This window comes from Mycobacterium sp. EPa45 (assembly GCF_001021385.1).
In the GTDB taxonomy this organism is placed as follows: domain Bacteria; phylum Actinomycetota; class Actinomycetes; order Mycobacteriales; family Mycobacteriaceae; genus Mycobacterium.
The window spans coordinates 722,285-747,444 of sequence record NZ_CP011773.1 but is presented as its reverse complement, the minus strand read 5'-3'; the positions used below and the strand labels follow the sequence as shown (position 1 = coordinate 747,444).

At 67.0% G+C, this 25,160-nt stretch carries 27 protein-coding genes; 17 read left to right on the top strand and 10 right to left on the bottom strand.

From position 1 onward, the window contains the following. Window positions 1–16 precede the first annotated feature (16 nt). Together AB431_RS03410 and AB431_RS03405 are read left to right on the top strand one after the other, a co-directional pair. Complete coding sequence (locus AB431_RS03410) at window positions 17–448, top strand: DUF1707 domain-containing protein (protein ID WP_369802978.1); 432 nt, start codon at window positions 17–19, stop codon at window positions 446–448. Window positions 449–578: 130 nt separating this feature from the next. Continuing rightward, complete coding sequence (locus AB431_RS03405; RefSeq protein WP_047328757.1) at window positions 579–1,376, top strand: hypothetical protein; 798 nt, start codon at window positions 579–581, stop codon at window positions 1,374–1,376. Here AB431_RS03405 and AB431_RS03400 read toward each other — a convergent pair. Beyond that, the gene (locus AB431_RS03400) at window positions 1,317–1,931 is read right to left on the bottom strand and encodes a TetR/AcrR family transcriptional regulator (protein WP_047328756.1); all 615 of its coding nucleotides are present in this window, start codon (window positions 1,929–1,931) and stop codon (window positions 1,317–1,319) included. The genes AB431_RS03405 and AB431_RS03400 overlap by 60 nt on opposite strands. A 21-nt stretch (window positions 1,932–1,952) precedes the next feature. Here AB431_RS03400 and AB431_RS03395 point away from each other — a divergent pair, with 21 nt between their 5' ends. From AB431_RS03395 to AB431_RS03360, 8 genes are all read left to right on the top strand, one after another. After that, window positions 1,953–2,342 carry a hypothetical protein gene (locus AB431_RS03395; RefSeq protein ID WP_047328755.1) on the top strand — a complete coding sequence of 130 codons (390 nt, stop codon included), beginning with the start codon at window positions 1,953–1,955 and terminating at the stop codon, window positions 2,340–2,342. 142 nt (window positions 2,343–2,484) lie between these two features. After that, a complete protein-coding gene (locus AB431_RS03390; protein WP_047328754.1) occupies window positions 2,485–5,385 on the top strand; it encodes a Na+/H+ antiporter subunit A in 2,901 nt (966 codons plus the stop codon). Then, entirely contained in the window at window positions 5,382–5,852 is a 471-nt protein-coding gene (locus tag AB431_RS03385) for a Na(+)/H(+) antiporter subunit C (RefSeq protein ID WP_047328753.1), read from the top strand. The genes AB431_RS03390 and AB431_RS03385 overlap by 4 nt, the downstream gene beginning before the upstream one ends. After that, window positions 5,849–7,450, top strand: coding sequence for a Na+/H+ antiporter subunit D (locus tag AB431_RS03380; RefSeq protein ID WP_047328752.1), 1,602 nt, complete (start codon window positions 5,849–5,851; stop codon window positions 7,448–7,450). Before AB431_RS03385 ends, AB431_RS03380 begins: the two co-directional genes overlap by 4 nt. Further along, complete coding sequence (locus tag AB431_RS03375; protein WP_047328751.1) at window positions 7,447–8,028, top strand: Na+/H+ antiporter subunit E; 582 nt, start codon at window positions 7,447–7,449, stop codon at window positions 8,026–8,028. Before AB431_RS03380 ends, AB431_RS03375 begins: the two co-directional genes overlap by 4 nt. Continuing rightward, on the top strand, window positions 8,025–8,300 hold the full coding sequence (locus tag AB431_RS03370; protein WP_047328750.1) for a monovalent cation/H+ antiporter complex subunit F: 276 nt from the start codon (window positions 8,025–8,027) through the stop codon (window positions 8,298–8,300). The genes AB431_RS03375 and AB431_RS03370 overlap by 4 nt, the downstream gene beginning before the upstream one ends. Further along, complete coding sequence (mnhG, locus tag AB431_RS03365) at window positions 8,297–8,647, top strand: monovalent cation/H(+) antiporter subunit G (protein WP_047328749.1); 351 nt, start codon at window positions 8,297–8,299, stop codon at window positions 8,645–8,647. The genes AB431_RS03370 and mnhG overlap by 4 nt, the downstream gene beginning before the upstream one ends. Continuing rightward, window positions 8,644–9,549 carry an SAM-dependent methyltransferase gene (locus tag AB431_RS03360; RefSeq protein ID WP_047328748.1) on the top strand — a complete coding sequence of 302 codons (906 nt, stop codon included), beginning with the start codon at window positions 8,644–8,646 and terminating at the stop codon, window positions 9,547–9,549. Before mnhG ends, AB431_RS03360 begins: the two co-directional genes overlap by 4 nt. A 3-nt stretch (window positions 9,550–9,552) precedes the next feature. Here AB431_RS03360 and AB431_RS03355 read toward each other — a convergent pair whose 3' ends face one another. The 6 genes from AB431_RS03355 to AB431_RS03330 form a co-directional block, all read right to left on the bottom strand. Next, window positions 9,553–10,188 carry an LON peptidase substrate-binding domain-containing protein gene (locus AB431_RS03355; protein ID WP_047328747.1) on the bottom strand — a complete coding sequence of 212 codons (636 nt, stop codon included), beginning with the start codon at window positions 10,186–10,188 and terminating at the stop codon, window positions 9,553–9,555. A gap of 2 nt (window positions 10,189–10,190) precedes the next feature. Next, entirely contained in the window at window positions 10,191–10,526 is a 336-nt protein-coding gene (locus tag AB431_RS29380) for a hypothetical protein (RefSeq protein WP_144418182.1), read from the bottom strand. A gap of 68 nt (window positions 10,527–10,594) precedes the next feature. Continuing rightward, window positions 10,595–11,743, bottom strand: a complete 1,149-nt coding sequence (locus tag AB431_RS03345; protein ID WP_047328746.1) for a glutamate--cysteine ligase — start codon at window positions 11,741–11,743, stop codon at window positions 10,595–10,597. Further along, window positions 11,724–12,470, bottom strand: a complete 747-nt coding sequence (locus tag AB431_RS03340; RefSeq protein WP_047328745.1) for a superoxide dismutase family protein — start codon at window positions 12,468–12,470, stop codon at window positions 11,724–11,726. Before AB431_RS03340 ends, AB431_RS03345 begins: the two co-directional genes overlap by 20 nt. 10 nt (window positions 12,471–12,480) lie before the next feature. Further along, window positions 12,481–12,942, bottom strand: coding sequence for a LytR C-terminal domain-containing protein (locus AB431_RS03335; RefSeq protein WP_047328744.1), 462 nt, complete (start codon window positions 12,940–12,942; stop codon window positions 12,481–12,483). 40 nt (window positions 12,943–12,982) lie between these two features. Beyond that, on the bottom strand, window positions 12,983–13,291 hold the full coding sequence (locus AB431_RS03330; protein WP_047328743.1) for a DUF3263 domain-containing protein: 309 nt from the start codon (window positions 13,289–13,291) through the stop codon (window positions 12,983–12,985). A 126-nt stretch (window positions 13,292–13,417) separates the two neighbouring features. Here AB431_RS03330 and AB431_RS03325 point away from each other — a divergent pair, with 126 nt between their 5' ends. Together AB431_RS03325 and AB431_RS03320 are read left to right on the top strand one after the other, a co-directional pair. Beyond that, the gene (locus AB431_RS03325; protein WP_047328742.1) at window positions 13,418–14,011 is read left to right on the top strand and encodes a peptide deformylase; all 594 of its coding nucleotides are present in this window, start codon (window positions 13,418–13,420) and stop codon (window positions 14,009–14,011) included. Between the two features lie 4 nt (window positions 14,012–14,015). After that, window positions 14,016–14,912, top strand: coding sequence for a GNAT family N-acetyltransferase (locus tag AB431_RS03320; RefSeq protein ID WP_047328741.1), 897 nt, complete (start codon window positions 14,016–14,018; stop codon window positions 14,910–14,912). Between the two features lie 33 nt (window positions 14,913–14,945). Here the strand turns inward: AB431_RS03320 and AB431_RS03315 are convergent, their stop codons facing one another. After that, window positions 14,946–18,236 carry a LuxR C-terminal-related transcriptional regulator gene (locus AB431_RS03315; protein WP_047328740.1) on the bottom strand — a complete coding sequence of 1,097 codons (3,291 nt, stop codon included), beginning with the start codon at window positions 18,234–18,236 and terminating at the stop codon, window positions 14,946–14,948. 127 nt (window positions 18,237–18,363) lie between these two features. On the opposite strand from AB431_RS03315, the gene AB431_RS03310 reads away from it, so the two are divergent. Beyond that, the gene (locus tag AB431_RS03310; RefSeq protein WP_047328739.1) at window positions 18,364–19,623 is read left to right on the top strand and encodes a cytochrome P450; all 1,260 of its coding nucleotides are present in this window, start codon (window positions 18,364–18,366) and stop codon (window positions 19,621–19,623) included. An 18-nt stretch (window positions 19,624–19,641) separates the two neighbouring features. After that, window positions 19,642–20,454, top strand: coding sequence for an exodeoxyribonuclease III (locus AB431_RS03305; protein ID WP_047333036.1), 813 nt, complete (start codon window positions 19,642–19,644; stop codon window positions 20,452–20,454). On the opposite strand, the gene AB431_RS03300 is transcribed toward AB431_RS03305, so the two are convergent. After that, window positions 20,451–21,470, bottom strand: coding sequence for an NADP-dependent oxidoreductase (locus AB431_RS03300; protein ID WP_047328738.1), 1,020 nt, complete (start codon window positions 21,468–21,470; stop codon window positions 20,451–20,453). The genes AB431_RS03305 and AB431_RS03300 overlap by 4 nt on opposite strands. Before the next feature lie 186 nt (window positions 21,471–21,656). Here AB431_RS03300 and AB431_RS03295 point away from each other — a divergent pair, with 186 nt between their 5' ends. The 3 genes from AB431_RS03295 to AB431_RS03285 all read left to right on the top strand — a co-directional run bounded on the left by AB431_RS03295 (window position 21,657) and on the right by AB431_RS03285 (window position 23,316). After that, a complete protein-coding gene (locus AB431_RS03295; protein ID WP_047328737.1) occupies window positions 21,657–22,520 on the top strand; it encodes a DUF6159 family protein in 864 nt (287 codons plus the stop codon). A 78-nt stretch (window positions 22,521–22,598) separates the two neighbouring features. Next, the gene (locus AB431_RS03290; protein WP_144418181.1) at window positions 22,599–22,883 is read left to right on the top strand and encodes a hypothetical protein; all 285 of its coding nucleotides are present in this window, start codon (window positions 22,599–22,601) and stop codon (window positions 22,881–22,883) included. A gap of 58 nt (window positions 22,884–22,941) precedes the next feature. Beyond that, entirely contained in the window at window positions 22,942–23,316 is a 375-nt protein-coding gene (locus AB431_RS03285) for a hypothetical protein (RefSeq protein WP_047328735.1), read from the top strand. Here the strand turns inward: AB431_RS03285 and AB431_RS03280 are convergent. Beyond that, window positions 23,279–24,979, bottom strand: a complete 1,701-nt coding sequence (locus AB431_RS03280; RefSeq protein WP_144418422.1) for an MFS transporter — start codon at window positions 24,977–24,979, stop codon at window positions 23,279–23,281. The genes AB431_RS03285 and AB431_RS03280 overlap by 38 nt on opposite strands. Window positions 24,980–25,160 lie beyond the last annotated feature (181 nt).

The window sequence follows — 25,160 nt, the reverse complement described above, 5'->3', positions numbered from 1 at the left end:
ACAGTCCACTAATGACATGTCAGAGTTGGACGGTATGAGCGTCGCCGCTGTCCGAGTCGGAGATCACGACCGGGAAAATACCGCTGACCTGCTGTCCCTGGCTCTGGCGCAGGGTTACTTCGACCTCGCCGAGTACGAGACCCGCATCCAGGCAGCCTTCGCTGCACAGAGCGCCGACGAGCTGCACCGCGTGCTGGCCGACCTACCGGTCGACTATCTGCGACGCACCGACCCCCGCCGCGTCGCCGCCCGGAAGAAAGCCGCCCGCGCGTCGGTGCGGATCCACCTGGCCGGCTACTTGGCGATGGTGGCGATCGTCCTCGCGGTGTGGCTGGCCGTGGCCCTCACCACCGGCGAGACGGCGTACTTCTGGCCCGTGTGGCCGATTCTCGGCGGGGCAATCGGGTTGCTGGGGCATGTACTTCCGGTACGCAGCCTCTGCCGGTAGCGCACAAGTACTCCGATAGGGGGACAACAGTTTCCTCCTCATCACCCACCGATCAGCCGACGCGCAACAGCGGGCTTCTGCGGGATCCTTGGTGCCACTTGGCACGTGAGGCATCGGCAGAAGGAAAACCGTGAACGCGACGATGAACGTGATGCGCAATCAGCTGGCCCAATTCGGCTGGGGCCGCAACCATGACGGTTGGGAGTTCGAGATCCACAACCAAACCCCGGTTGACCTCGTGCCGATCTACTTCGGGAACTCGAACATCGACAGCGCCGACGGCCCGATCAAGGCGGGCCGAATCGGTTACGCCAAGGGCACCAAGAGTTCGTCGCCGCCGTTCCTGTTCGACGGGCCCGCCAACGCCGATCTGGGGTACCGGTGCGGATCGACCAGCGCCCGGATCTTCATTCAGGCGTCCGCCGACGGCACCATCACCCGCGAGACCGCACAAGACAGCGACCAGCGCATGTTCGTCGACTTCCCCGATACCCCCGGCGACCGGCCCCAGGTCGTCGTCTTCAGTTGGCCGGATCTGTGGGGACCGAACTACAACGGGTGGGAATTCGAGCTGACCAACGCATGCGAACACGACCTCGTCTTCGTGCCGGAGATCACCACCAACGTCGCGAGCTGCCCGGCCCGGATCGCTTCCGGCGCAACCGGTTTCCTCAAGGGCAAACGCCGCGCCAAGGGTGGACCGGCGAACTGCAATTTCGCGTTCCGGCATCCCGACCACCTGTCGAACGCCGGTGGCATCGCCATCGCTGGAGCACCGACGCCAGCAGAGCCCGGATGTCCGGAAGTGCATCGGGCACGACCGATGTCCTCTACACGGCGAACCCGGCCGCCAATGCCGTGCAAAGCGTCACGTATCGGCAGCGCTAGGCGCGCTCAAGGGGAATGCGGTCAGCAAGGCCCGAACTGACGCCGCGACATCTGCCCGCACCCAGGGCGGCATCCCGGCGTCGTGCGCGTGCCTGCGGACCACCGCGTACGGCAGGTCGACCACCGCCCTCGTGACAGCGTCGACGCTGCGGGCGTCACCACGCCCGTACAACTGGCGGGCCAGCTCGGCAACCCGATGGGTCAGCGGAGCATTCATCGCAGCCAACGTCGCCGTGAAGTCCGGGGCGGGCTCGGCGTCGCGCAGATCACCCGGCCGGATGGCCAACAGCAGCCGCGCATCTTCATTGCAGTCCTGCGCAAAGTCCAGCGCCGCCACTGCCATCTGAACCGCGACCTCCATCGGCTCCGAGCCGGACGCCGCCATCGCACGGACCTGGAAGCGCTCCAGCGCTCGCAGCCATACCGCCGTCACGACCCCGTCGCGATTGCCGAATCGGTGATACAGGGTGCCGACCGGCGCGCCGCTGGCTTTGGCAATGGCAGCGACGCTGGCCGCCCGCGGCCCCTCGGCCAGGATCAATCCGCGCGCCGCATCCAGGATCGCGTCGGTTCCGTGCTTCCGCGGCGGCGCCATGATCTAGTACAGTCCTTCTATATGGAACGTTTACCCTATATCGACGAGCATGCCATAACCGTCCATGCGGATCGGACGACGACATGGCACGCAGTGTTGTCAACGATGTGTAGCAACCCCGACGACCCCGAGACGGTCCCGTTCGGGTTCGTCCTCGGCGCCGCCGAGCAACCGGAACGCTTCGCGTGCACGGGCCGGCACTGGTTCGCGGTCTACGAATTGACCTTCCTGCTATCGGAGACCGACGGCGGAACCCGCGTGGCGGCGCAGACGCGCGCGGCCTTCCCGGGGGTGAAGGGAAGCATCTACCGAGCGCTGGTGATCGGATCGGGCGGACACCGGGCGGTCGTCCGCCACATGCTGAAACGCATTGCCGAACAGGCACTTTCAGCACCGGCACCACAACGCTGAGCCGCACGAGCCTCCGACCGACAATTCTGCCGCACCGTCAACCACGTAGACTGCACTGAGGACATAGCCGAAAACCTTTGGCTGACACCCCGACCGACCGGTAGATCACCGACGCGCTGGCGCGTCACAACATCGGAGTGCCATGCTCGCCATCCTGATCGCGCATGCGATAGCCGCCGCCGTGGCGCCGGCGCTCGTGTGGAGATGGGGGCGACTGGCCTTCTACCCGCTGGCTCTGGTGCCCGCGGGGTCGCTGGTCTGGGTCGGGCTCAACTGGCCCGAAAGCGGACGACCCGCCCCGACTGTCGACATCCCGTGGGTCCCGGAACTGTCGATGAACATCACACTGCGCTTCGACACCCTCACCGCGATCATGAGCGTGCTTGTTCTGGGGATCGGCGCGTTGGTGCTGTTCTATTGCGCGGAATACTTCCACCACCGCGACGGCCACGAAGAGAACCGGCTGCCCAGCTTCGCCGCGGAACTCGTCGCATTCTCCGGAGCCATGTTCGGCTTGGTCGTCAGCGACAACATGCTCCTGCTCTACACATTCTGGGAACTGACCACGGTGTTGTCGTTCCTGCTCGTCGGGCACTACGCGGAACGCGCCACCAGCCGTCGGGCCGCCATGCAGGCCTTGCTGGTTACCACCGCCGGCGGCCTGGCGATGCTGGCCGGCATCGTGATCCTCGGCCACTCCGCGGGCACCTACCTGCTCTCCGAACTGATCGCCGACGCCCCGCACGGCACCGCCGTCGCGGTCGGTATCGTCCTCGTGCTCGTCGGCGCGCTGTCCAAGTCGGCGATCGTGCCGTTCCACTTCTGGCTGCCCGGCGCGATGGCCGCGCCCACCCCGGTCAGTGCGTACCTGCACGCAGCCGCGATGGTCAAGGCCGGCGTCTACCTGATCGCGCGGCTGACGCCCGGGTTCGCCGACTCACCGGGCTGGCGCCCCACCGTCATCACGCTCGGTGTGCTGACCATGCTGCTCGCCGGCTGGCGTGCAGTCCGCGAAAACGACCTCAAGCTGATCCTCGCCTTCGGCACGGTCAGCCAGCTCGGCTTCCTCACCGTGATGGTCGGTGCCGGCGGTCGGGATCTGATGCTGGCCGGCCTGGCCATGCTGTGCGCCCACGCATTGTTCAAGGCGGCGCTGTTCATGGTCGTCGGTGTCATCGACCACTCGACCGGCACCCGGGACATCCGCCGGCTGGCCTGGCTTGGTAACCGGATGCCCGGGTTGTTCGTCATCGCCGCGGCCGCGGCCGCCAGCATGGCCGCGTTGCCGCCGTTCCTCGGGTTCGTCGCCAAAGAGGCCGACTTCGAAACCCTCGCGCACAGCCAATCGCTTGGCGCCTGGGCACCTGTCGTGCTCGCCGGCGTGGTGACCGGGTCGGTCTTCACCACCATCTACAGCCTGCGATTCCTGTGGGGTGCGTTCGCGCGCAAGGGATCTCACGGTCCCACCATCCTGGTGGCCAACCTCCACCGCCCGCCCGCCGCGTTCCTGGCGGCGCCGGCCGTCCTCGCCGCGGCCGGACTGGTCTTCGGTCTGGTGCCCAGCCGCCTGGACACCACCCTGGACAGCTACGCCGCGACGATGCCGGCGGCCGGCGCCGACGACGGCCACTACACGCTGGAACTGTGGCACGGATTCGGCCTGCCGCTGCTGCTCTCGGCGCTGGTGCTGGCGATCGGAATCGGGGCGTTCGTCAGCCGCGAGCGCCTGCGCCTGGCCCAGCTGGGTTCCTGGCTTCCGCTCGGGAACGCCGACCGGATCTACGACGCGGTGATTCGCGGCGCCGACGTCGCCTCGGTGCGGCTCACGGCCGTCACTCAGCGCGGATCGATTCCCGTGACCCAGTCGGTGATCCTGTCGACGCTGGTGTTGTTCCCCGTCGTCGTGCTGGCCTTCGGTCCGCGCGACCATCCCCAGCTGCGATTGTGGGATTCACTGGTCCAGCCGGTGGTGGGCCTGCTCATCCTCGCCGCCGCGGTGGCCGCCACCGTGATGCGCAACCGGTTGGCTGCCGTGCTGCTGGTCGGCATCACCGGGTACGGCTGCGGCGCGATCTTCGCCTTCCACGGCGCCCCCGACCTGGCCCTGACCCAATTCCTGGTGGAAACCCTGACTCTGGTGATCTTCGTGCTGGTGCTGCGCACCCTGCCCGCGGAGGCCGAGGAGTCCAGGCGCTTCCGCCTCCCCCGAGTCGGGCTCGCGCTCGCCGTCGGCGCCACCGTCACCGCGCTGGCCACGTTCGCGATGGCCGCCCGCACCGGCACCCCCATCGCTGACCTGTTGCCGGACGCCGCCTATGACCGCGGCCACGGATCGAATACCGTCAACGTGCTGCTGGTCGACATCCGCGCCTGGGACACCCTCGGTGAGATCTCCGTGCTGGTGGTCGCCGCCACCGGTGTCGCGTCGCTGGTGTTCCGTCACCGCCGCTTCGGCGCCGCGCCGCGAGTAGCGGACGCCGGTCAGCCCGATATCGGGGCGCTGCCCGCGATGGCGTACAGCCCCGCCGTCGGGGACACCACCTGGCTGCGCGGCAGCGAGCTGCGCCACCCGCGCAACCGCTCGCTGGTGCTCGAGGTCGCGACCCGGCTGATCTTCCCGCTGATCATGGTGCTGTCGGTCTACTTCTTCTTCACCGGGCACAACACCCCCGGCGGTGGGTTCGCCGGGGGGCTGACGGCCGGCCTGGCGCTGGTGCTGCGCTACCTGGCCGGCGGCCGCTACGAACTCGGCGAGACGTTGCCATTGGACGCCGGGAAGATCCTCGGTGCGGGACTGGCGTTGTCGGGCGGCACCGCCGTCGGCTCGATGCTGCTGGGCGCTCCCGCGTTGTCCTCGGCGGTGATCTCGCTGCACCTGCCGTTGCTGGGCACGGTGAAGTTCGTGACCGCACTGTTCTTCGACCTCGGCGTGTATCTGATCGTCTTGGGCCTGGTGCTTGACGTGCTGCGCAGCCTCGGCGCGCGCATCGACGAGGAACTGGCCGCCGCGTCGCGGCCCGCCCTGAGGGCGAGGGCGTTATGATCGTCTACCTCGTTCCGCTGATCATCATCGGCGGTCTCACCAGTTGCGGTGTGTACCTACTGCTTTCGCGTAACCTGACCCGAATGCTGTTGGGCCTGCTCCTGGTTGGCAACGCAGTCAACCTGTTGATCCTCACCGTCGGCGGTGAGACGGGGAATCCGCCCATCCGCGGACGTACCAGCGGCTCGGAGAGGACGACGGCTGACCCGCTGGCGCAGGGGATGATCCTGACCGCGATCGTAATCGCGATGGGGATCGCCGCGTTCGTGCTGGCGTTGACCTACCGCTCGTTCCGGTTGACCACGAAGGAAGAGGTCGGCAACGACCCGGAGGACGCCCGGGTGTCGAAGCTCTCCGACTCCGAAGCTGCTGCGATCGACGAAGACGCACCCAAGCATGTGCCGGCGCTGGACACCGACGAGCCCGACGAACTAGACGCCCTGCCCGGGCACGACGGGTCGCGATGAGCACCGCTGCGGTGTTGATGCCGCTGCCCGTGCTGATCCCGTTGGTGGCAGCGGCGCTGACGTTGATCGCCGGCCGCAAGCCGCGGCTGCAACGACTGATCACGCTTGCCGCACTGACGGGTGTGCTGGCCGTGTGCGCGGTGCTGCTGTACCTGACCGACCGCGACGGCACCCAGGCACTGCATGTCGGCGGCTGGGGCCCGACCGAGGCGGGGCTGGGGCCGTTGGGCATCACGCTTGTGGCCGACCGGCTTTCGGCGCTGATGTTGGTGGTGTCGGCGATCGTGCTGCTGGCCGTCGTGTTCTACGCCATCGGTCAGGGCATCAGGGACGGCGACACCCACCAGCCGGTGTCGATCTTCCTGCCCACCTACCTGGTGCTGTCGGCCGGAGTGTGTACGGCGTTCCTGGCCGGCGACCTGTTCAACCTGTACGTCGGGTTCGAGGTGCTGCTGTCGGCGAGCTTCGTGCTGTTGACCATCGGCGCCAGCAAGGAGCGGGTGCGAGCCGGCATCTCCTACGTGATGGTGTCGATGGTGTCGTCGCTGATCTTCCTGATCGGCCTCGCGCTCATCTATGCGGCCACCGGGACGCTGAACATGGCCGAGTTGTCGCTGCGCCTGCAGGACGTCAACACCGGCACCCGCAGCGCGATCTTCGCGGTGCTGTTGGTGGCATTCGGGATCAAGGCCGCGGTGTTCCCGCTCTCGTCGTGGTTGCCGGACTCCTACCCGACCGCACCGGCCCCGGTCACCGCGGTGTTCGCCGGTCTGCTCACCAAAGTCGGTGTGTACGCGATCATCCGGGCACACTCACTGCTGTTCCCCGCGGGCCGGCTGGACGACGTGCTGCTTGTCGCGGCGCTGCTGACCATGCTCGTCGGCATTCTCGGTGCGATCGCACAGAGCGACATCAAGCGGCTGCTGTCGTTCACCCTCGTCAGTCATATCGGGTACATGGTGTTCGGCATCGCGCTGTCCAGCCGCGTGGCCATGTCCGGTGCGATCTACTACGTCGCGCACCACATCGTCGTGCAGACCACCCTGTTCCTCGTCGTCGGCCTGATCGAACGGCAGGCCGGCGCCTCGACGCTGCGCCGCCTCGGTGGGCTGGCCGCCGCCAGCCCGCTGCTGGCCTTCGTCTTCATCGTGCCTGCCCTCAATCTCGGTGGTATCCCGCCGTTTTCGGGCTTCATCGGTAAAGTGGCGCTGCTACAGGCGGGCACCGCCAACGGATCGGTGTTGGCCTGGCTCCTGGTCGCCGGGTCGGTGGTGACCAGCCTGCTGACGCTCTACGTGGTATCCCGGGTGTGGACGAAGGCGTTCTGGCGCTCGCGTGTCGACGCACCCGAAGGTGCGCTCGCCGACTCCGCACCGTCGGTGCTGCTCGACGATTACTCCGACGACGTCGCCTTCGACGACCGCGGGGACGTCGGCCGGATGCCTGTCGGAATGCTCGTTCCGACAATGGCTTTGATCGCGGTCGGGCTGTCGCTGACGGTGGCGGCCGGCCCCATCTTCGGCTACACCGACCGGGCTGCCAACGAGGTGCTCGACCGCAGCCAGTACATCACCGCAGTGCTGGGGAGCCACCGATGAGGTTGTGGGCGCTCCGGGTGTGGACGCTGGTGTGGCTGACGTTGGTGTGGCTGCTGCTCTGGGGCACCGTGTCGGTAGCCAACGTGCTCTCCGGGCTGGCTGTGGCACTGCTGATCGTGGTTCTACTGCCGCTGCCGCCGGTGCCGGTGCAGGGCCGGTTGCATCCGCTGTCGCTGCTGCGGTTGGCGCTGCACGTCACCTGGTGGCTGATGCAGTCCTCGGTACAGGTGGCCTGGCTGGCGATCCGGCCGGGTAAGCCACCGCTGTCGGCGGTGCTGCGCGGTCACCTGGCGCTGAAGTCGGATCTTGTTCTGGCCTTGGGCGTCAACATCATGAACCTCACGCCGGGGACGATCGTGCTGGAGATAGATCAGACTCGCCGGCTGGTGTACGTCCACGTGCTCGACGTGGGATCCCGGCGCTCGGTGGAGCAGTTCTACCGGCAGCTGGCGCAGCTGGAACGGCTGCTGATCGCCGCGTTCGAGCGAGACTCCGAATGGCAGCCTGCGGCAGGCGAATCCGAAGAAGATGGTGACGACATGACGTCCGAGCGAGGAGCGGAGGCGGATCGCGCATGACGATCGTGTGGGTGCTTTCGGGCGTGATGCTCGTCGCGGCGGCCGCGGTGACGATGATCCGGTTGCTACTGGGGCCCAGCACGCTGGACCGGCTGGTGGCGGTCGACACCCTGGTGGCGGTCACGATGTGCGGCATCGGCACCTGGGCGGCGTTCAGCCTGGACACCACCGTCACCTACAGCCTGGCGGCGCTGGCGTTGATCAGCTTCGTGGGCTCGGTGAGCGTGGCCCGATTCCGGGTGCCCGACGCCGCGGGGCGGGACGACACATGAATGTCCAGGATGTGCTGGCCGGCGTGCTGGTGCTGGCCGGTTCGGCGCTGGCGCTGACCGCGGCCATCGGCGTGCTGCGCTTCCCGGACACCCTGACCCGCATGCACGCAGCAACCAAACCGCAGGTGCTGGGCCTGGTGCTGGTGCTCGGAGGCGCGACGATCCGGCTGTCCGGCAACGTCGACGTCGGCATGCTCGTCCTGACCGCGTTGTTCACTCTGATAACCGCGCCCGTGATCGCGCACCGCGTCGGGCAACTGGCCTACCGTGAGCAAAAGGTCAGTGACGAGCTGACGGTCGACGAGATGCGTGACGATAACACCGAGGGAGCGAAGCGGGAGCCGTGAGCCGAACCGACGACGACAGCTGGGACATCACCGAGGGCGTCGGCGCCACCGCATTGAGCGTGGCCCGCGCGCGAGCGGCGGAGACCGACGCCGAATGCCCGCTCTACCTCGACCCGTACGCGCACTTCTTCATCGAGGCCGCCGTCGAGGCGGGCTGGCGCTCACCGATTCTGGTCGACAACCCGGTGCGAGTACAGGCCCTGGCGGCCTACATCGCCTCGCGCACCAAGTTTTTCGACGACTTCTTCACCACCGCCGGCGCCAACGGACTGGACCAGGCCGTGATCCTGGCCGCCGGCCTCGACACCCGCGCCTGGCGGCTGCCCTGGATCAGCGACACGACTGTGTACGAGATCGACCAACCGAAGGTGCTCGAGTTCAAAGAACGGGTGCTCGCCGAACACCACGCAAAGCCTGCCGCCGAGTATGCCGCGGTCGCTGTCGATCTGCGTCATGACTGGCCAACTGCATTGCGGCAGGCCGGTTTCGATCCGCCCACCCCGACCGCATGGTCGGCGGAAGGGCTGCTTCCGTACTTGCCCGCCGCGGCCCAGGACGCGTTGTTCGAGCAGATCGACGAGCTCAGCGCCGCTGGGAGCAGGCTATCCGTCGAGGCGTTCGGTGAAGTCTTCTACTCGGCCGAACAGCTGGCCCGCCGCCAAGAGCGGATGGCGCAGGCCCGCCGCGCCGCTGCCGAGGCCGGCGGTCCGGAAGTGCCCGACGTCACTCGGCTGTGGTACATGGAGGCCCGCACCGATGTCGAGAAGTGGCTGACCGAGCGCGGCTGGGAGGTCACCGCGACCTCCGCGGTCGACCTGATGGAGCACTATAAGCGGCCAGTGCCCGACGACCTCGAGGATCCCGTGCCGGACACCGTCCTGCTGGATGCCAGGAAGCTCTGAGCGCTACTCGTCGGAAATCTGGAATTCGACCAGAGCCGAGACGGTTTCGATCGCGTCGGCCAGCACGTCGACGCGCTCAGACAGCGTCGGCGCCGCCAATACCGCGTAGCGGTCGGCCTGCCCCATCGGCACCCGCGAGGCAAGCGTGTAGATGTGCCGGGACGGATCGTCGGCGACCTCCGGCGCGACCGCGAGCGCATCGGGCGGCAGCTGCCCACCCCGTGCGCTGACGATCCGCTCGAACAATGCCAGAATCTGGTCGACGATCCCGCCGATCCGCTCATGCGTCACCGGCGGACCAGGCTCGTCGGGCCAGGGGTCGATGACGGCGCGCGGGTAGGGGTCGTCGTCGAGCCATTCGCGCACCCGAATCCGTTCGCCCACAACGGTGGCCAGCTGGTAGCGGCCCATGCCAAGGTCGGCGTACTCGGTGATGCGGGCCAGTGTCCCGACATCGCTGCGGACATCGCCGCCGCCGACCTCGCGACCGCGGCTGATCAGCACCACCCCGAACGCCGGGTCGGTCATCTCCAGGCAGTCGAGCACCAGCTGCGAGTATCGCGGCTCAAAGATCCTCAGCGGCAACGATTCCCCGGGCAGCAGCGCCGCCTGCAGCGGGAACATCGGTTGGGCGGTCATGGCTACCGGATGCCCTGCCCCATGACCACGTCTTTCACCGGTGCACTGGGATCGACGAATCCGCACAGCGCGCTCGCCACCCCAGCCCACAGTTGCGGATTCGAGGCGACCAGTTGATTTCCGCTCTTGCCGATCGCCACGATCACTTCGCGCCGCGTGACGGTGTCCATTGTCAAGAACTCCCGGCACGTCGTGGTGAGCAGATCCGCGGGGACCATGCCCTTGCCCGCTTCGCCCGGTGTGGCCACCGGGGTGCCGGTGATCGCCTTGGCGCAGCCGGCACCGGTCAGGACGACGGTCGCAGCCATCACCGCACATCCCAGTCGTCGAATCCTCATGGGTGCCTCCCTCGGGTCCATTGCGCCACTCCTCCTCGGGCTGGCGCCCGCATCGGTCGTGGCGCGGCCTAGATGTCCAGCTCCCCGACCAACGAGTCAACCACCGCGCGCAGGTCGCCGCCGCTCGCCTCGGCTACCCGGTGCTGGCGCTGGTATGAGGCACCGCGCTGCGGAATGTCGGCCACCGCGGCCAATTCGTCCGCGCAGTGCAGCGATTCGGCCACCGGCTGCAGCCGGGTCAACAGGTCGTCGAGATCCTCGGTGACCAACCGTTCGTTGCTGTCCGCGTCGAGGATGATGATGGCGTCCAGGCCGTACCGGGCCGCGCGCCATTTGTTCTCCTGCACGTGCCAGGGCGGCATCACCGGCAGCTGCTCACCCGCTTCCAGCCGACGATCCAGGTCGACCACCAGGCAGTGCGTCAGCGCCACCAGGGCCGCGAGCTCCCGCAGGTTGGACACGCCGTCGAACACCCGGACCTCGATGGTGCCCAGATGCGGTGACGGCCTGATGTCCCAACGGACCTCGTTGATGTGGTCGATGATGCCGGTCTTCTTCTGATCGTGCACGAACCGCTCGAATTGCCGCCAGGTCTGGAACTGGAACGGCAGACCCGCGGTCGGCAACTGCTGGAACATCATCGCCCGGTTGCTGGCGTAGCCGGTGTCATCGCCGGCCCAGAACGGCGAGGAGGCCGACAGCGCCAGCAGATGGGGATATTGGTTGAGCAGCGAGGAGATGATCGGCATGACCTTGTGCGCCGACGACACCCCGATGTGCACGTGCACACCCCAGATCAGCATCTGCCGTCCCCACCACTGCGTCCGCTTGATCAGCTCGGCGTAGCGCGGCGCATCGGTCAGCTTCTGGGTGGACCAGGAGGCGAACGGGTGGGTGCCCGCGCAGAACAGCTCCATACCCCGTTCGTGCACGATGTCGCGCGCGCCGCGCAGGGTCCCCCTGAGATCGGCCATGGCCTCGTCGACGGTGTCACAGACGCCGGTGACGACCTCAATGGTGTTGCGCAGCAGCTCTTTATGGATGTGCGGGTTCTCGCCGACGTCGGCGATCACGGCGGCAGCCTCATTGCTGAGGTCCCGGGTGGCCGTGTCGATCAGCGCGAACTCCCACTCGACGCCGAGTGTCGGCCGGGGTGAACCGGCGAAGTCGATTCGGCCGGGCTTCTCCGCAGGCGGTTTAACCGGTGCCGACGACACCGCACGCCACCCGCTTGCCGGCGTCGCCGGTGGCCATCGTGGCTTCGTCCGGACCGGGCGCGCCGCCCTGGATCTGCTGGTAGCGCTCCGGCGGGATGTTGGCGAAGTTGTCGGCGTCGGCGTGGATGATGATCGCCGTGCCGTTGCCGCCCATCAGATCCTGTTTGGTGAACGAGTTGGTCGTGGTCACCAACATCGCCGAGCCGTCCTCGCGTACCTGCAGCGAGGCCAGGTCGCCGCTCGCGGGATGCCCGGTATGACCGCCGGCCTGGAAGTGGCCCCCCGCGGACAGGAAGTCACCGGGAGCGCCGCCGGCCGGGGCGACGGAGTTGGCCTCACACTTGGCGAACGAGTGCAGGTGCAGGCCGTGGAAGCCCGGCGCCAGCTTGCCGGTACCGGTGGTCTGCACGGTGACCGTGGCGAAGCCGTCCTGGAACTCGAAGGTCGCCGCGGCGACCTGGGTGCCGTCGGCAGTCTTGATCTGAGCGGTCAGGGTGTCGGCGCTGGACGCGGACGCCTGGGGCGCGCCGTGGGTGCCTTCACCGTTGCCCGCGGCGTGGGTGCCTTCACCAGCGGCGGCGGGCGCCGGGGAGCCGGTCCACACCGCGGGCGGTGTACCGGGCTGCGAGGCGATCGGTTCGTTCGGGCTGCACGCGCTCAACACGGCGACGGGAGCGACGAACAGGACGGCGGCGGCAGTTCTCAGCGGGCTGACGGTCGTGACCATGAGCCGAAGCCTATCCGGTCACCAGAACGATCACGCCCGGTGGCTGCTCGGCGATTTCCGGGATTCTCGGGGCCACCGGCGCGTTGAGCACCTTGGCGACCGACTCGGCGGCGGCCTGCTCACCGTCGGTCGTGCCGTAGTAGACCGTCGTGGCAGACAGCGGCGGCGCCTGCAGGTTGCTGGTCTCGGTGACGTTCCAGCCCGCCTCGCGCAGCCGGTCACCGATGCGGCTGGCGGCGCCTTCACCTTCGCCGACGTTGAACACCCGCACCTCGGCTTTGGCCGCCGGTGCGGCGGATGTCTTGGACGTCGTGGTGGTGACCGTCCGCGTCGACGTGTCGTCGCTGCTGCTGTCGTTGCCCGAGCCCATGGCCTGGAAACCGACCAGCAGGAAGATCACGCCGAGGAAGAGCAGCACCATCACCATGGCGCGCAGCGGCAGCCCGGAGGAATCAGGTACGCGGTCGTTCATCGCGCCCACTGTAACCAGCGGGTCCGCAAACGGAGAAAAATCAGGGGACCTCGAAGCCGAGTCGGCGGGCCGCGCGTGCCTTCTGCCGGCTCGCCCGGAGCCGCCGCAGCCGTTTGACCAGCATCGGATCGGCGGCCAGCGCCTCGGGACGGTCGACCAGGGCGTTGAGCACCTGGTAGTAGCGGGTCGCCGACATCGAGAAGAGCTCCTTGATGGCCTCTTCCTTGGCCCCGGCGTACTTCCACCACTGTCGCTCGAAAGCGAGGACGTCGTATTCGCGGCGAGTCAACCCATCGGGAAGGTCAGCGTCGTCATTAGACCGCTCGGCCCGTGCCATGGCGCCGTCCATTTCGATCTGCTGACCCTTTCGAAGACCTGAAGGAGACATCCCTTTGCTTGGCGCTCATTCAATCACGGTGGAGCCGGTTGGGACGGCAGCCAAGCCCGCGCGTCGGCTGACTTAAGCTTGCCGACCATGGCAGTGCGACCAATCGTGATCCTGGGTGATCCCGTCCTCCACACCCCGACCCAACCTGTGCCGGTCGCTGACGACGGTTCATTGCCCGCGGATCTGGCCGATCTGATCAAAGACATGTACGACACGATGGACGCGGCCAACGGAGTCGGACTGGCGGCCAACCAGATCGGCGTGGGCAAGCGGCTGTTCGTCTACGACTGCGCCGACGAGCGCGGCAAGACCTCGCGCCGCCGCGGCGTGGTCATCAACCCGGTGCTGGAAACCTCGGAGATCCCGGAGACGATGCCCGACCCCGACAACGACGACGAGGGTTGCCTGTCGGTGCCCGGCGAATCGTTTCCGCGCGGCCGCGCGAAGTGGGCCCGGGTCACCGGCCTGGACGCCGACGGCAATCCGGTCACGCTGGAAGGCCACGATCTGTTTGCCCGCATGCTGCAGCACGAGACCGGGCACCTCGACGGGTTTCTCTATGTGGACCACCTGATCGGCCGGCACGCCCGGGCGGCCAAGCGCACCATCAAATCGAATGGCTGGGGGGTGCCCGGCCTGTCGTGGACACCCGGTGAGGTGCCCGACCCGTTCGGTCACTGAGCTCATGACCAGTCTGCCGCCGACCGGCAGCCGGGTGAGCATCCGCTACCGCCTGCCGGCGGGCACCACACCGCCGATGACCGACGTGATCGGTGAGTTGCTGGCCCACGAACCCATGATCGTGGTGCGCACCAAGTCCGACGGCCTGGTGGAGATCCCGCCGTCCGAAGTCGTCGCAGTGCGCGAGCTCAGTGCGGTGCCGGTGCGGACCTCACAGATCCGGGCCCTCGAGCACGCGGCGGCGCTGGCCTGGCCGGGGACCGAACAGCACTGGCACGACGGTTGGTTGCTGCGGGCCGCGGGCGGCTACACCAGTCGGGCCAACTCGGCTGTGCCGCTGGACTTTTCATCGACCGTTGCGGCATTGCCTGCGATCGTCGACTGGTACGCGCAGCGAAACCTGGCACCGTGGCTCGCGCTGCCCGAACGGCTGCTGCCCATTCGGGCCGACGGCATCAAGCACACCCGGGTGATGGTCACCGACGTCGCCGGCGGCGAACCGGATCCTGCGGTGAGCTTCCTCGACCGGCCCGACCCGGTGTGGCTGGCCTGCTACGAGCGTGACGTGCCGGCCGAAGTGCTGACCGCGGTGGTCGACGGCGAGGTCGTGTTCGCCTCGATCCCCGACGCTGCGGTCGGGCGCGGCGCGGTGACCTCCGCACCGGACGGCACCCGTTGGCTTGGCATCTCGGCCGTGCACGTCAACGCCGAGCACCGCAGGCGTGGGCATGCCAGGCGGCTGTGCATGGCCTTGCTCGGCTGGGGCGCGCAGCACGGCGCGACCCGGGCTTATGTGCAGGTGCTGACCGAAAATGCCGGGGCCATCATGCTGTATCACTCGCTGGGCTTCCGACTGCATCATCACCACCGCTACGTCGATGCCCGCTCGTTGACCGCGTGACCGCCGTTCGAGTTGTTCGTCGGTTGATCGCTCCTACGACTCCGCGAGTTTGTCGCGGCGCGCTGCATGCTGCGCGAGCTGCACCCGGGATGTCAGTCCGAGCTTGGCGTATACGTGCGTGAGGTGCGTCTGCACCGTCCGCGTCGAGACGAACAGCCGATCGGCGACCTCCTTGTTCGCCAGACCCTCACTGACCAGCCGGACCACATCGAGCTCGGTCGGGGTCAGCGACGCCCATCCGCTCGATGGCCGTTTGCGCTGACCGCGACCACGCTGGGCATACGCGATCGCTTCGTCTGTCGACAACGCGGCACCCTCGGCCCACGCAGCCTCAAAGGCCTTCTCGCCCAATGCTTCGTGCAGCATCGCGACAGCGGCGTTGTATCCGGGGTCGTGGATTTTGAACCTGACGATGCCGCGCCGTTGCCGTGCGGCATCGGCGCTCCCGAACAGTCGCACTGCCTCCGCGTGACTACCGGCCGTCGCGGCCAGGGCCGCCAGACACTCCAGGATGTCCGGAACACCGAGGTACAACTCCACTGCGACACTCTGGCGCAACGCCCGGTGGGCGCAGTCTTCGGCCATTTCAGGCCGGCACTCTGCGATCGCGACACGGGTGCGTGCCGTTAACGCCATCACCTCGTAGGCCGGCCTGTCGATGTTCGCTGCGACCGCCTTATCGGCCCACCGCCGTGCCTCGTCGAGATCGCCTCCGGCGAGCGCTGTTTCAGCGGTCAGATACCAGCCTGTCACCGCAACTTCCGGCTGCAGGTTCATCAGCGGTGACGCCAGTGCGCCGGCGTGTTTGGCCCGCTCGACATCGCCTGCGGCCAGCGCGGCCAGCGCAAGCACCCAATACGCAAAACCCAACGGCATCCCACGAATCTCGGCTGAGGCTTCGATTGCCAGCTCGATCGCCTTCTCAGCGGCAGATGTCTGGCCCTGGTAGGCCAGCGGCCAGCCCTGGCTGGCCCGCACCATCGCACCCCACAGCACGTCGTGAGCGGCTTCGGCCTCGACGGCGGTTTCCTCGAACTCAGCGACGGAATCGGTCAGGTCGCCACGCCACAATTGGGCGAGTCCAAGACACCAGCGACACTGCCGCGACACAAATCGATCGCCGATCTCGTCGGCAAAACCGCGTCCCTCCTCCGCCGCCGCGTGAGCCGCACGCGGGTCACTGATCATCGTTGCGCCGTAGGCCTGCCAACCAAGGATTTGGCTGACCAGCCACGCGTCGTCAACCGAGCGGGCAAGTTCGAGTGCCTCGGCAAAGTACGGACGAGCCTGCTCGGGGTCGTGCCCACGGACACAACCGTTGGCCGTGAGCGCCCGCGCCAGCAGCGCCGGGTCAGCGACTTCGCGAGCGATTGTCAGCGCCTCTTCCGCTTGATCTGCGTTTCCCGCGGCCATCCAGGACTCGAGCATGGCCTTGTCGGCCAGTGCACGTGCTCGCGTTGCCTGCGGGGAATCGGCATGGGCGTCGACCAGTGTTGCCCCCAGCCAGGACAGGCCTTCTCGGATGTGGCCACGCGCCAACCACAGCGGTTGCAGCGCCGACGCCAAGGTCAACGCTTCAGCCATGTCCGCGCGTTCGCGACTCCACGCGAATGCGGCACGCAGATTGTCGATCTCGAGTTCGGCATGGTCCAACCGCTGTTCGTGATCAGCGTGTTCGGGCTTGTCCAACGCGACCGCCAGTGACATGTAGTAGTCGCGGTGCCGTGTTCGGACGGCGTCGGCCTCACCGGACTCGGCCAGCTTTTCCAGCGCGTACTGACGTACCGTCTCCAGCAATCGGTATCGCGTTGGGCCCGTGGCGCTTTCGACGGTGACAAGCGACTTGTCGACAAGCAGCGTGAGTTCGTCGAGAACCTGGTAGCGCTCGAGACTTCCACCACCGCCGACGGCCTGCGCCGCGCTGAGGTCGAAGCCACCGGTGAATGCAGCCAGTTGCCGGAATAGGATGCGTTCAGGCTCGGTAAGCAGCGCATGCGACCAATCCACGGATGCTCGCAGAGTCTGCTGGCGCCGCACCGCTGTGCGCGCCCCGCCGGTTAGCAGCCGAAACCGGTCATGCAGGCTGTCGACGATCTCCACAACGGACAGCGCCCGCACCCGAGCCGCGGCAAGCTCGATCGCGAGCGGCATGCCGTCGAGCCGACGGCATATCTCGGTTACCGCCGACGCGTTGTCATCGGTGACCACGAAGTCGGGCCGCACCTTGAGGGCGCGGTCGCGGAACAGATCGATCGCCTCGCAGTTCAGCGACAGAGACGGGACTCGCCACGTCGCCTCGCTGGCCACCCCGATCGGCTCACGGCTTGTCGCCAACAAAACCAGCGCGGGACATTCGGCCAGCAGTGTGTCGATGAGAGTGGCACAGGGGTCCAGCAGGTGTTCGCAGTTGTCCAACAGGATGAGCAGATGGCGGTCGCCGACGTATCGGACCAGGGTGTCGGTTGCAGAGCGGCCCGGCTGATCGGGCAGGCCGAGCGCCCGTGCCGCGGCCACCGACACGAGGTCGGGATGCGAAATCGGGGCAAGATCGACATAGGCGATCCCCCCGCTGAATTCGCCGGCTGCGCGCGCTGCGACTTGCACCGCTAGTCGCGTTTTTCCCGAGCCGCCCGCGCCCGTCAGAGTGACCAGTCGGTTCTGCGCCAGGAGAAGTCGAACTTGCGTCATCTCAGCGTCGCGCCCGATGAAGCTCGTCAATTGAGCTGGAAGATTATGTGCCGCAGTGCTGCTCGCCGTGCGCAGCGGCGGGAAGTCGTTGTGGACGTCCGCGTGACACAGTTGCACCACGCGTTCCGGGCGTGGCAGGTCCCGCAGCGGATGCATGCCGAGCTCGCTCAGCCACGCGTCGGCAGGGAGCCGGTCGACGACAAGATCGTGCGCCGTGCCGGACATGACCGTCTGGCCACCGTGCGCCAGATCGCGCAGCCGCGCCGTCCGGCTGATGGTGGCGCCCATGTAGTTACCCTCGTCGCGCAGCTGGATCTCACCGGTATGCACGCCGATCCGTAAGCGGATTGGCGTCAGCGGGGCGCGTTGCAAATCCAGGGCGCATGCCACGGCATCACTGGCGCGGGCGAACGCGACGACGAAGCTGTCGCCCTCACCTTGCTCTACAGGTCGCACGCCGTCATGCGCAGCGACGACGTCGCTCAGCGTGCGGTCAAGACGCGCGACGGCGGCCGTCATCTCGTCCGGCTGGGTCTCCCACAGCCGGGTAGATCCCTCGACGTCGGCCAGCAGCAACGTCACCGTGCCGGTCGGCAGTCCGCTCACGCCCAGCTCGCTCCACTCGGTTGCGCTCATGTTAGTCAGGGTGCAGCGACGGCATAGCGCAAAACATCAGCGCAACCGCGTAAATGTACGACCCTCCGTTGCAGAAATACGATGTTCGACCGATCTTGTTCGGACGCCGAAACCACATGGTCGATGTATGACCATAGGCACAAGCACCGTCACCGACTTACCAACCATCGCCTACGAGCAGGCCGATATCCCCGACGAGGCGCACGAGCTGATCCGGCAGGCGCGCCAACACGGTCCCATCGCCCTGGGCCCCCACGGACCGGAGGTCCTGACACACGACCTCGTCCGCACCGTCCTGCGCGACGACCGGTTCGTCATGCCGAAAGGATTTGCCCTCGCCGCGCAAGGTATAACTTCGGGCGAGCTGTGGGAGATCGCTGTTAAGGGTCTGTTGAGCCTCGATGGCGCCGAACACCATCGGCAGCGGCGACTCGTGTCGCGGGCCTTCACACCCAAGGCGGCCGAGCAGCTACGGACGATATGCGTCGATGTCATCACTGAGCTCACCGACCGCCATGCCGACGCCGGCCGATTCGACGTGGTCGCCGACATCGCCAAGCAATATCCGATTCCGATCATCTGCGCGCTGGTCGGCACACCCCGCGAAGACTGGCACCTGTTCTCCGATTGGGCCGATGACATCTTCAAGTTCTTCGACTGGAACGTCGCCAATGACGGTCCTGACATCCTGCGCGCTTGGAATGAACTCGAGGCCTACCTCGACCACATGGTTACCCTGCGGCGTCACACTCTCACCGACGACCTGCTCTCGGACATGATGCGGGCCGAGGTGGATGGTGATCGCCTGACCCACGACGAACTGCTGACGTTGACCGCGACCCTGCTGATGGCCGGCACCGACACCACACGCAACCAACTGGCCGCCGCGGTGCAGGTGTTCTGCGACCACCCCGACCAATGGACGCTTCTGGCAGAGCATCCCGAGTTCGCCCGCCAAGCCGTCGAGGAGGTGATGCGCTATTCGCCGGTCGTCTTCACGACGATGCGTGTCGCCCAACAAGACGTCGAACTGGCCGGAGTCACCCTCCCGGCTGGCACGTTGGTCATCGCCAACACTGCCGCCGCGAACCGCGATCCGGCCGTCTACGACGAACCTGACCGCTTCGACATCACGCGCAACGGTGCTCCGGCCATGCTCACGTTCGGCGGCGGTATCCACTACTGCCTGGGCGCACACCTGGCGAGAATTGAACTCGCCGAGGCGCTGACGACCATGGCGCGCCGTATGCCCATCATCCGCCGCGCCGGCCCCGCCCCATGGAAGCCCGTGACAGGCATCACCGGTCCAGTCAGCCTGCCGGTCGAAGCTGACAGCCGCGTCGTCATGCGGCGTACGAGAGCAGATTTGACCGCACGTACGCTGTAGCCCATGCCCGACGACGTCTTGCGCCTGGCCACCTGGAACGTGAATTCGATTCGCGCGCGGGTGGACCGGGTCACCGATTGGCTGCGCCGCGCCGACGTCGACGTGCTGGCCATGCAGGAGACCAAGTGCTCGGACGACCAGTTCCCCACCATGCCGTTCCTCGAGGCCGGCTACGAGGTGGTGCACTGCGGGTTCAACCAATGGAACGGGGTGGCGATCGCCTCCCGCGTCGGCTTCGACGACGTCGAAGTCGGCTTCGAAGGACAACCCTCCTGGGGCAAGGACGACGACGCCAAGGCCGAGGCCCGCGCCCTGGCGGCCACCTGCGCCGGTGTCCGGGTATGGAGCCTGTATGTGCCCAACGGCCGCACCCTGGCCGACCCGCATTATCAGTACAAGCTGGAATGGCTTGCCGCCCTTCGCGATACGGCCGAATCGTGGTTGCAGCACGATCCGAAGGCCCCGATCGCCCTGGTCGGCGACTGGAACATCGCCCCGACGGACGAAGACGTCTGGGATATCGCGGTCTTCGATGGCGCCACGCACGTGTCGGAACCGGAACGCAACGCCTTCAACGCCATCGTCGAGACGAAGTTCACCGATGTGGTGCGCCCGTACACGCCGGGCCCCGGGGTGTACACCTATTGGGACTACACCCAGTTGGCCTTCCAGAAGCGCCGCGGCATGCGCATCGACTTCATCCTCGGCTCACCGGCTTTGACGGCGCGGGTCACGCACGCCGAGATCGTCAAGGACGAACGCCGCCCGGGCAAGAAGGGCGACCCCTCCCCCAGCGACCACGCGCCGGTGCTGGTCAACCTGAGCCGTTAAACCCTCGACGGTTCGCTGACCTTCACCAGCATCTTGCCGATGTTGGCGCCGGTGAACAGCCCGTTGAGTGCGTCGACGCAGGTTTCCAGGCCCTCGAAGACGGTCTCGCGGTGAACCAGCTTGCCCTCGGATTCCCAGCGGCGCAGATCGGCGAACGCCTCGTCGAAGCGACCCCACATGTCCAGGGCGTTGAACCCCTGCATCGAGGCGGTTTTGGCCAGCAGGTTGACGTAGTTGGCCGGTCCGGGGTGCTCACCGGTCAGGTAGCTGGAGATGACGCCGCACAGCACCACCCGGGCCTTGGGCGCCAGCCGGCCCAGCACGGCGTTCAGGATCGGGCCGCCGACGTTGTCGAAGTAGACGTCAACTCCCTTGGGGCAGTGCTGTTTCAGTGCGGCAGGAAGGTCGTCGCTCTTGTAGTCGATGCAGGCGTCGAAGCCGAAGTCCTCGACCACCGCCCGGCATTTGTCAGGACCGCCGGCGATGCCGACTACCCGGGCGCCTGCGATCCTGGCGATCTGCCCGGCCACCGAGCCGGTGGCGCCCGCCGCGGCCGACACCACCACCGTCTCGCCCTCTTTCGGTCGGCCGATGTCGGTCATGCCGAAATAGGCGGTGGCGCCGGTCGGTCCGTACACGCTCATGATGGCCAGCTGGTCGGTCTCGCCCGGTATGGGGGTGCTGAACAAGTCGTCGCGGATGATCGCGTAGTCCTGGAAGCCGGTCAGTGTGGTGACGATGTCACCGACCGCGAAGGCTGCGCATCGTGATTCGACGACCTCGCCGATCCCGGCCGCGCGGATGACCTCGCCGAGTTGCACGGGCGGCAGATAGCTCGGCTGGTCGTCCAACCAGGTGCGGACGGCGGCGTCGAGGCCCACATATGTGGTGCGCAGCAGCGCCTCCCCCTCGTCGAGATCGGGTGCGGGTGCGGTGACCAGCTCGGTGTCGGCGGGTTGCACCAGGCCCGAGGGGCGGCGGCGAAGGAGGATCTGGCGGTTCGTCAGCGCGGGCACGATCTCCGAAGCTACCGAAGGCGGCGCCGATCCGGAGCCAGAGTGGGACAGACCCGCTGCGGCGCAGGACACGCCGGTGTGGGTGTGGGTCATGGCGGGCGCCTTGAAAATGCAGACATCTCCACGAAGTCCGACTGACCGCGCTACCGTGTCCCCCGAACATTTGGTCGGGGTAAGGACACGGTGATGTTCGAATCGGTCACGCGCGGCTGGGGCATGGTCAAGGCCAGTTGGGGGGTACTCAAGGACTACCCGAAACTGGCGGTGTTCCCGGTGTTCTCCGGTATCGCACTGCTCGGCGTGACCGCCGTGATGGTCATTCCCACCGGCGTGGGCGCCGCCTTGGGCGTCGGCATGAATCTGTCCGACAACGAAATTCAGGGCATCGTTTACGCCGCGTTGTTCGTCTGGTACTTCCTGTGCACGTTCGTCGTGGTGTTCTGCAACGCCGCGCTCATCTCCTGTGCGCTGCAGAGTTTCGCGGGCCAGCCACCGACCATCGGATCAGGATTCGCCGCGGCGGCCAAACGACTGCCGCAGATCCTCGGCTGGTCACTGCTTGCGGCCACCGTCGGAGTGATCCTGCAGGCCGTGGAGTCACTTCTGACTGAAAAGCTCGGATTCTTCGGCGACCTGCTCAGCGGCATCTTCAGCGCACTCTGGGGTGTGGCCACCTACTTCGCGATCCCAGTTGTCGTCACCGAAGGCGTCGGACCGATCCGGGCCATCAAACGGTCTTCGGCGCTGCTGCGCCGCACCTGGGGTGAATCCCTGGCCGGCGCAGGCGGACTCGGCCTGATCTCGACGCTGTTCGCGCTCCCGCTGATCGGCATCGTCGCCCTCATCACGGTCTTGGCGGGTGGTGTCGGCGGGCAGGCCGCGGCGTGGACGCTCGGCCCGATCGCGGCCGTCTACCTGCTGGCGTTGATCCTCGTCTTCACCGCCCTCGGCGCGATCTTCCGTGCCGCGGTCTACGTCTACGCCACCACCGGCGCCACACCCAGCCACATGGACTCCCGGCTACTGCAGTCGTCGTTCCGGCCCAAGTAAGCGTCGCCGGGTTTCCGGCAGATGAACATTCGGCGATTCGTGTGGCGACCACGAGTGAGCGGAAGGACCATGTTCGGGATGGGGTCGTTTGTTTCGGTGTATGTCGATTGGTCAGCCACGATCGAGCATGTGCGTGCCGCCGCCCGGGAACTGCCGATGCCCGCCGGCGTGCTCGGCGTCAACGTGGTCGAGGCCAGCGATACCTTCGGCTGCCGGATCGCCGTCGATCTGACCGGTGATTTCGACGAACAGCGCGACGGCCCCGCCATCGCGCGCTCGTATGCGGCTCAACTCTCCCACGCGCTCGCCGTGCCGGCCTTCGCGCTTCGCGACCTCATTTTGGTCGGCCGTTCGGATTCGTGATTCGCGGCCGTATTCGGCTCGTCACGATCTGTTCGGGCTGGTGTGCTGGGCTGCCACAGTGAGCTCGGACCTCAGCATCCCGATCCCGAAAAGCACTGCCCATCAGGCGTTGACTTGTATCGACGCGCTCATCGAAGAGTATCGACGGCAACGCCCGGCCGGCGGTTCCAGGACGGTCGGCGATCTCCTCGAATTCCGGGAGGCGATATCGCAGAGTATGCGAGCCTCCCGGGATCGCACCGCCCGGATGGGTGCACTCACCGTGGCCAGGATCTCCGACCGTCTCACCGCGAGTGCTCAGGCCGAGGTGGGTCCGGCCGAGTTGCAGGCCGCGATGTGGCGCACCGCGGGCCGCCTCCATCGCTGGGTCGCCGAGGGCACCGCCCCGCCGCCGGCTACTCGGTCGTCGTCGCGGGCACCCGGTCGCCGGTGATCTCCTCCGAGCCGTAGCGGCCCGGGTTGAACATCGACGCGATCGCGCCGATCACCATCATCACGGCGGCGGCGCCGAACACCACCACCAGACCGGTGTGGAACGGCTCGGTGATCAGATTCGGGAAGAACGTCTGCCCGGTCAGCACCTCGGTGTTGACACCCGGCTGATGCAAGGCGTTGTACGGCGCCAGGAGTTCGCCGATCGGGTTGTAGCCGAGGAACGCCGCGAACAGACTGCCGACCGGCGGCAGGTTGGCCACATCGTGGGCGACCGACGCCGAAATACCCTGTGCCTGAAGACCTTCGCTCATCGCGGCGGGCAGGGTGTGGGCCAGCCCGACGATCATCAGCGAGAAGAAGATGCCGATGGACAGCGAGTTGCCGGCATTGAAGAACGTCGAGCGCACTCCCGAGGCGGCGCCGCGCTGTGCGGCCGGAACGCTGGACATGATCGCAGCCGTGTTCGGCGCGGTGAAGATGCCGCCGCCGACGCCGTTGAGGAACACCAGCCCCGCGAATACCCAGTAGTCGAAATTGACCGGAATCACCAGCAGCGCAATGAAAGTTGCGGCCATCAAGAGCATGCCACCGACCGTGAAGGGGCGGGCACCGAACCGGTCGGCAAACGATCCGGCGATCGGAGCGGCTGCCAGGAAGCCGAAGGTCGCCGGCAGCAGGTAGATGCCCGCCCACAGCGGGGTGGACTCGAAGCTGTAGCCGTGCAACGGAAGCCAGATGCCCTGCAGCCAGATGATCAACATGAACTGCAAACCGCCGCGGCCGACCGACGACATCAACCCGGCGAGATTGCCCATACCGAAGGCCGCCGAACGGAACAGCCGGATGTCGACCATCGGTTGCGACACGCGGAGTTCGATGAAACAGAACGCCACCAGCAGCAATAAACCGCCGATGATCGAACCGAGCACCATCGGGCTCGTCCACCCGGTCGTCGAATCGCCATAGGGCTGTATGCCGTAGGTGATGCCGATCAGCAGGACGGTCAGGCCGACACCGAACGTGACGGTGCCCGCCCAGTCGACGCGGCCGGGATTGCGCACACCCAGTTCCTTCAGGGAGCGCACGCTCCAGAGGGTGCCGATGATGCCGATCGGCACGCCCACCCAGAAGATGGCCTGCCAGTGGATCTCGGAGAGCACGCCGCCGATGAGCAGGCCCAGGAACGAGCCGGCCACCGCCGCGACCATGTTGACGCCCAGCGCCATGCCGCGTTGGTTGGCCGGAAAGGCGTCGGTCAGGATGGCCGAGGACGACGACATCAGCATTGCGCCGCCGACGCCCTGGACCACGCGCCAGGCGATCAACCAGATCGCGCCGCCGTCGAGATGGAACGGATCGAACGACAGCGCCACGGCCGCCAGCGTGAACACGACAAAGCCGATGTTGTAGATCTTGACCCGGCCGTACATGTCGCCGAGCCGGCCGAACGGCACCACCAGCACGGCGGTCACCACCAGGTAGCCCATCAGCATCCAGAGCAGATAGCTGACGTTGCCGGGCGCCAGTGGGTTGAGACCGATGCCCCGGAAGATGGCAGGCAGCGAGATCAGGACGATCGAGGCGTTGACGGCCGCCAGCAGGATGCCCAGCGTGGTGTTGGACAGGACGACCCACTTGTAGTGCGGATGGTCGTGGTCCATCCGGCGGCGGCGCCGGTCGGTCTCGGCCAGTGCAGGGTCAAGCTCGGTCGTCACGGGCGAATCTCGTTTCGTATGCAAGCGTGGAGCAAATCGCAATGGGCGCCACCCGGCGCAATAACGCATATGTTAGCTATACAAATCATTTAGGGCCAATCGTTATTCCCGCTCGAAATTCACCTTT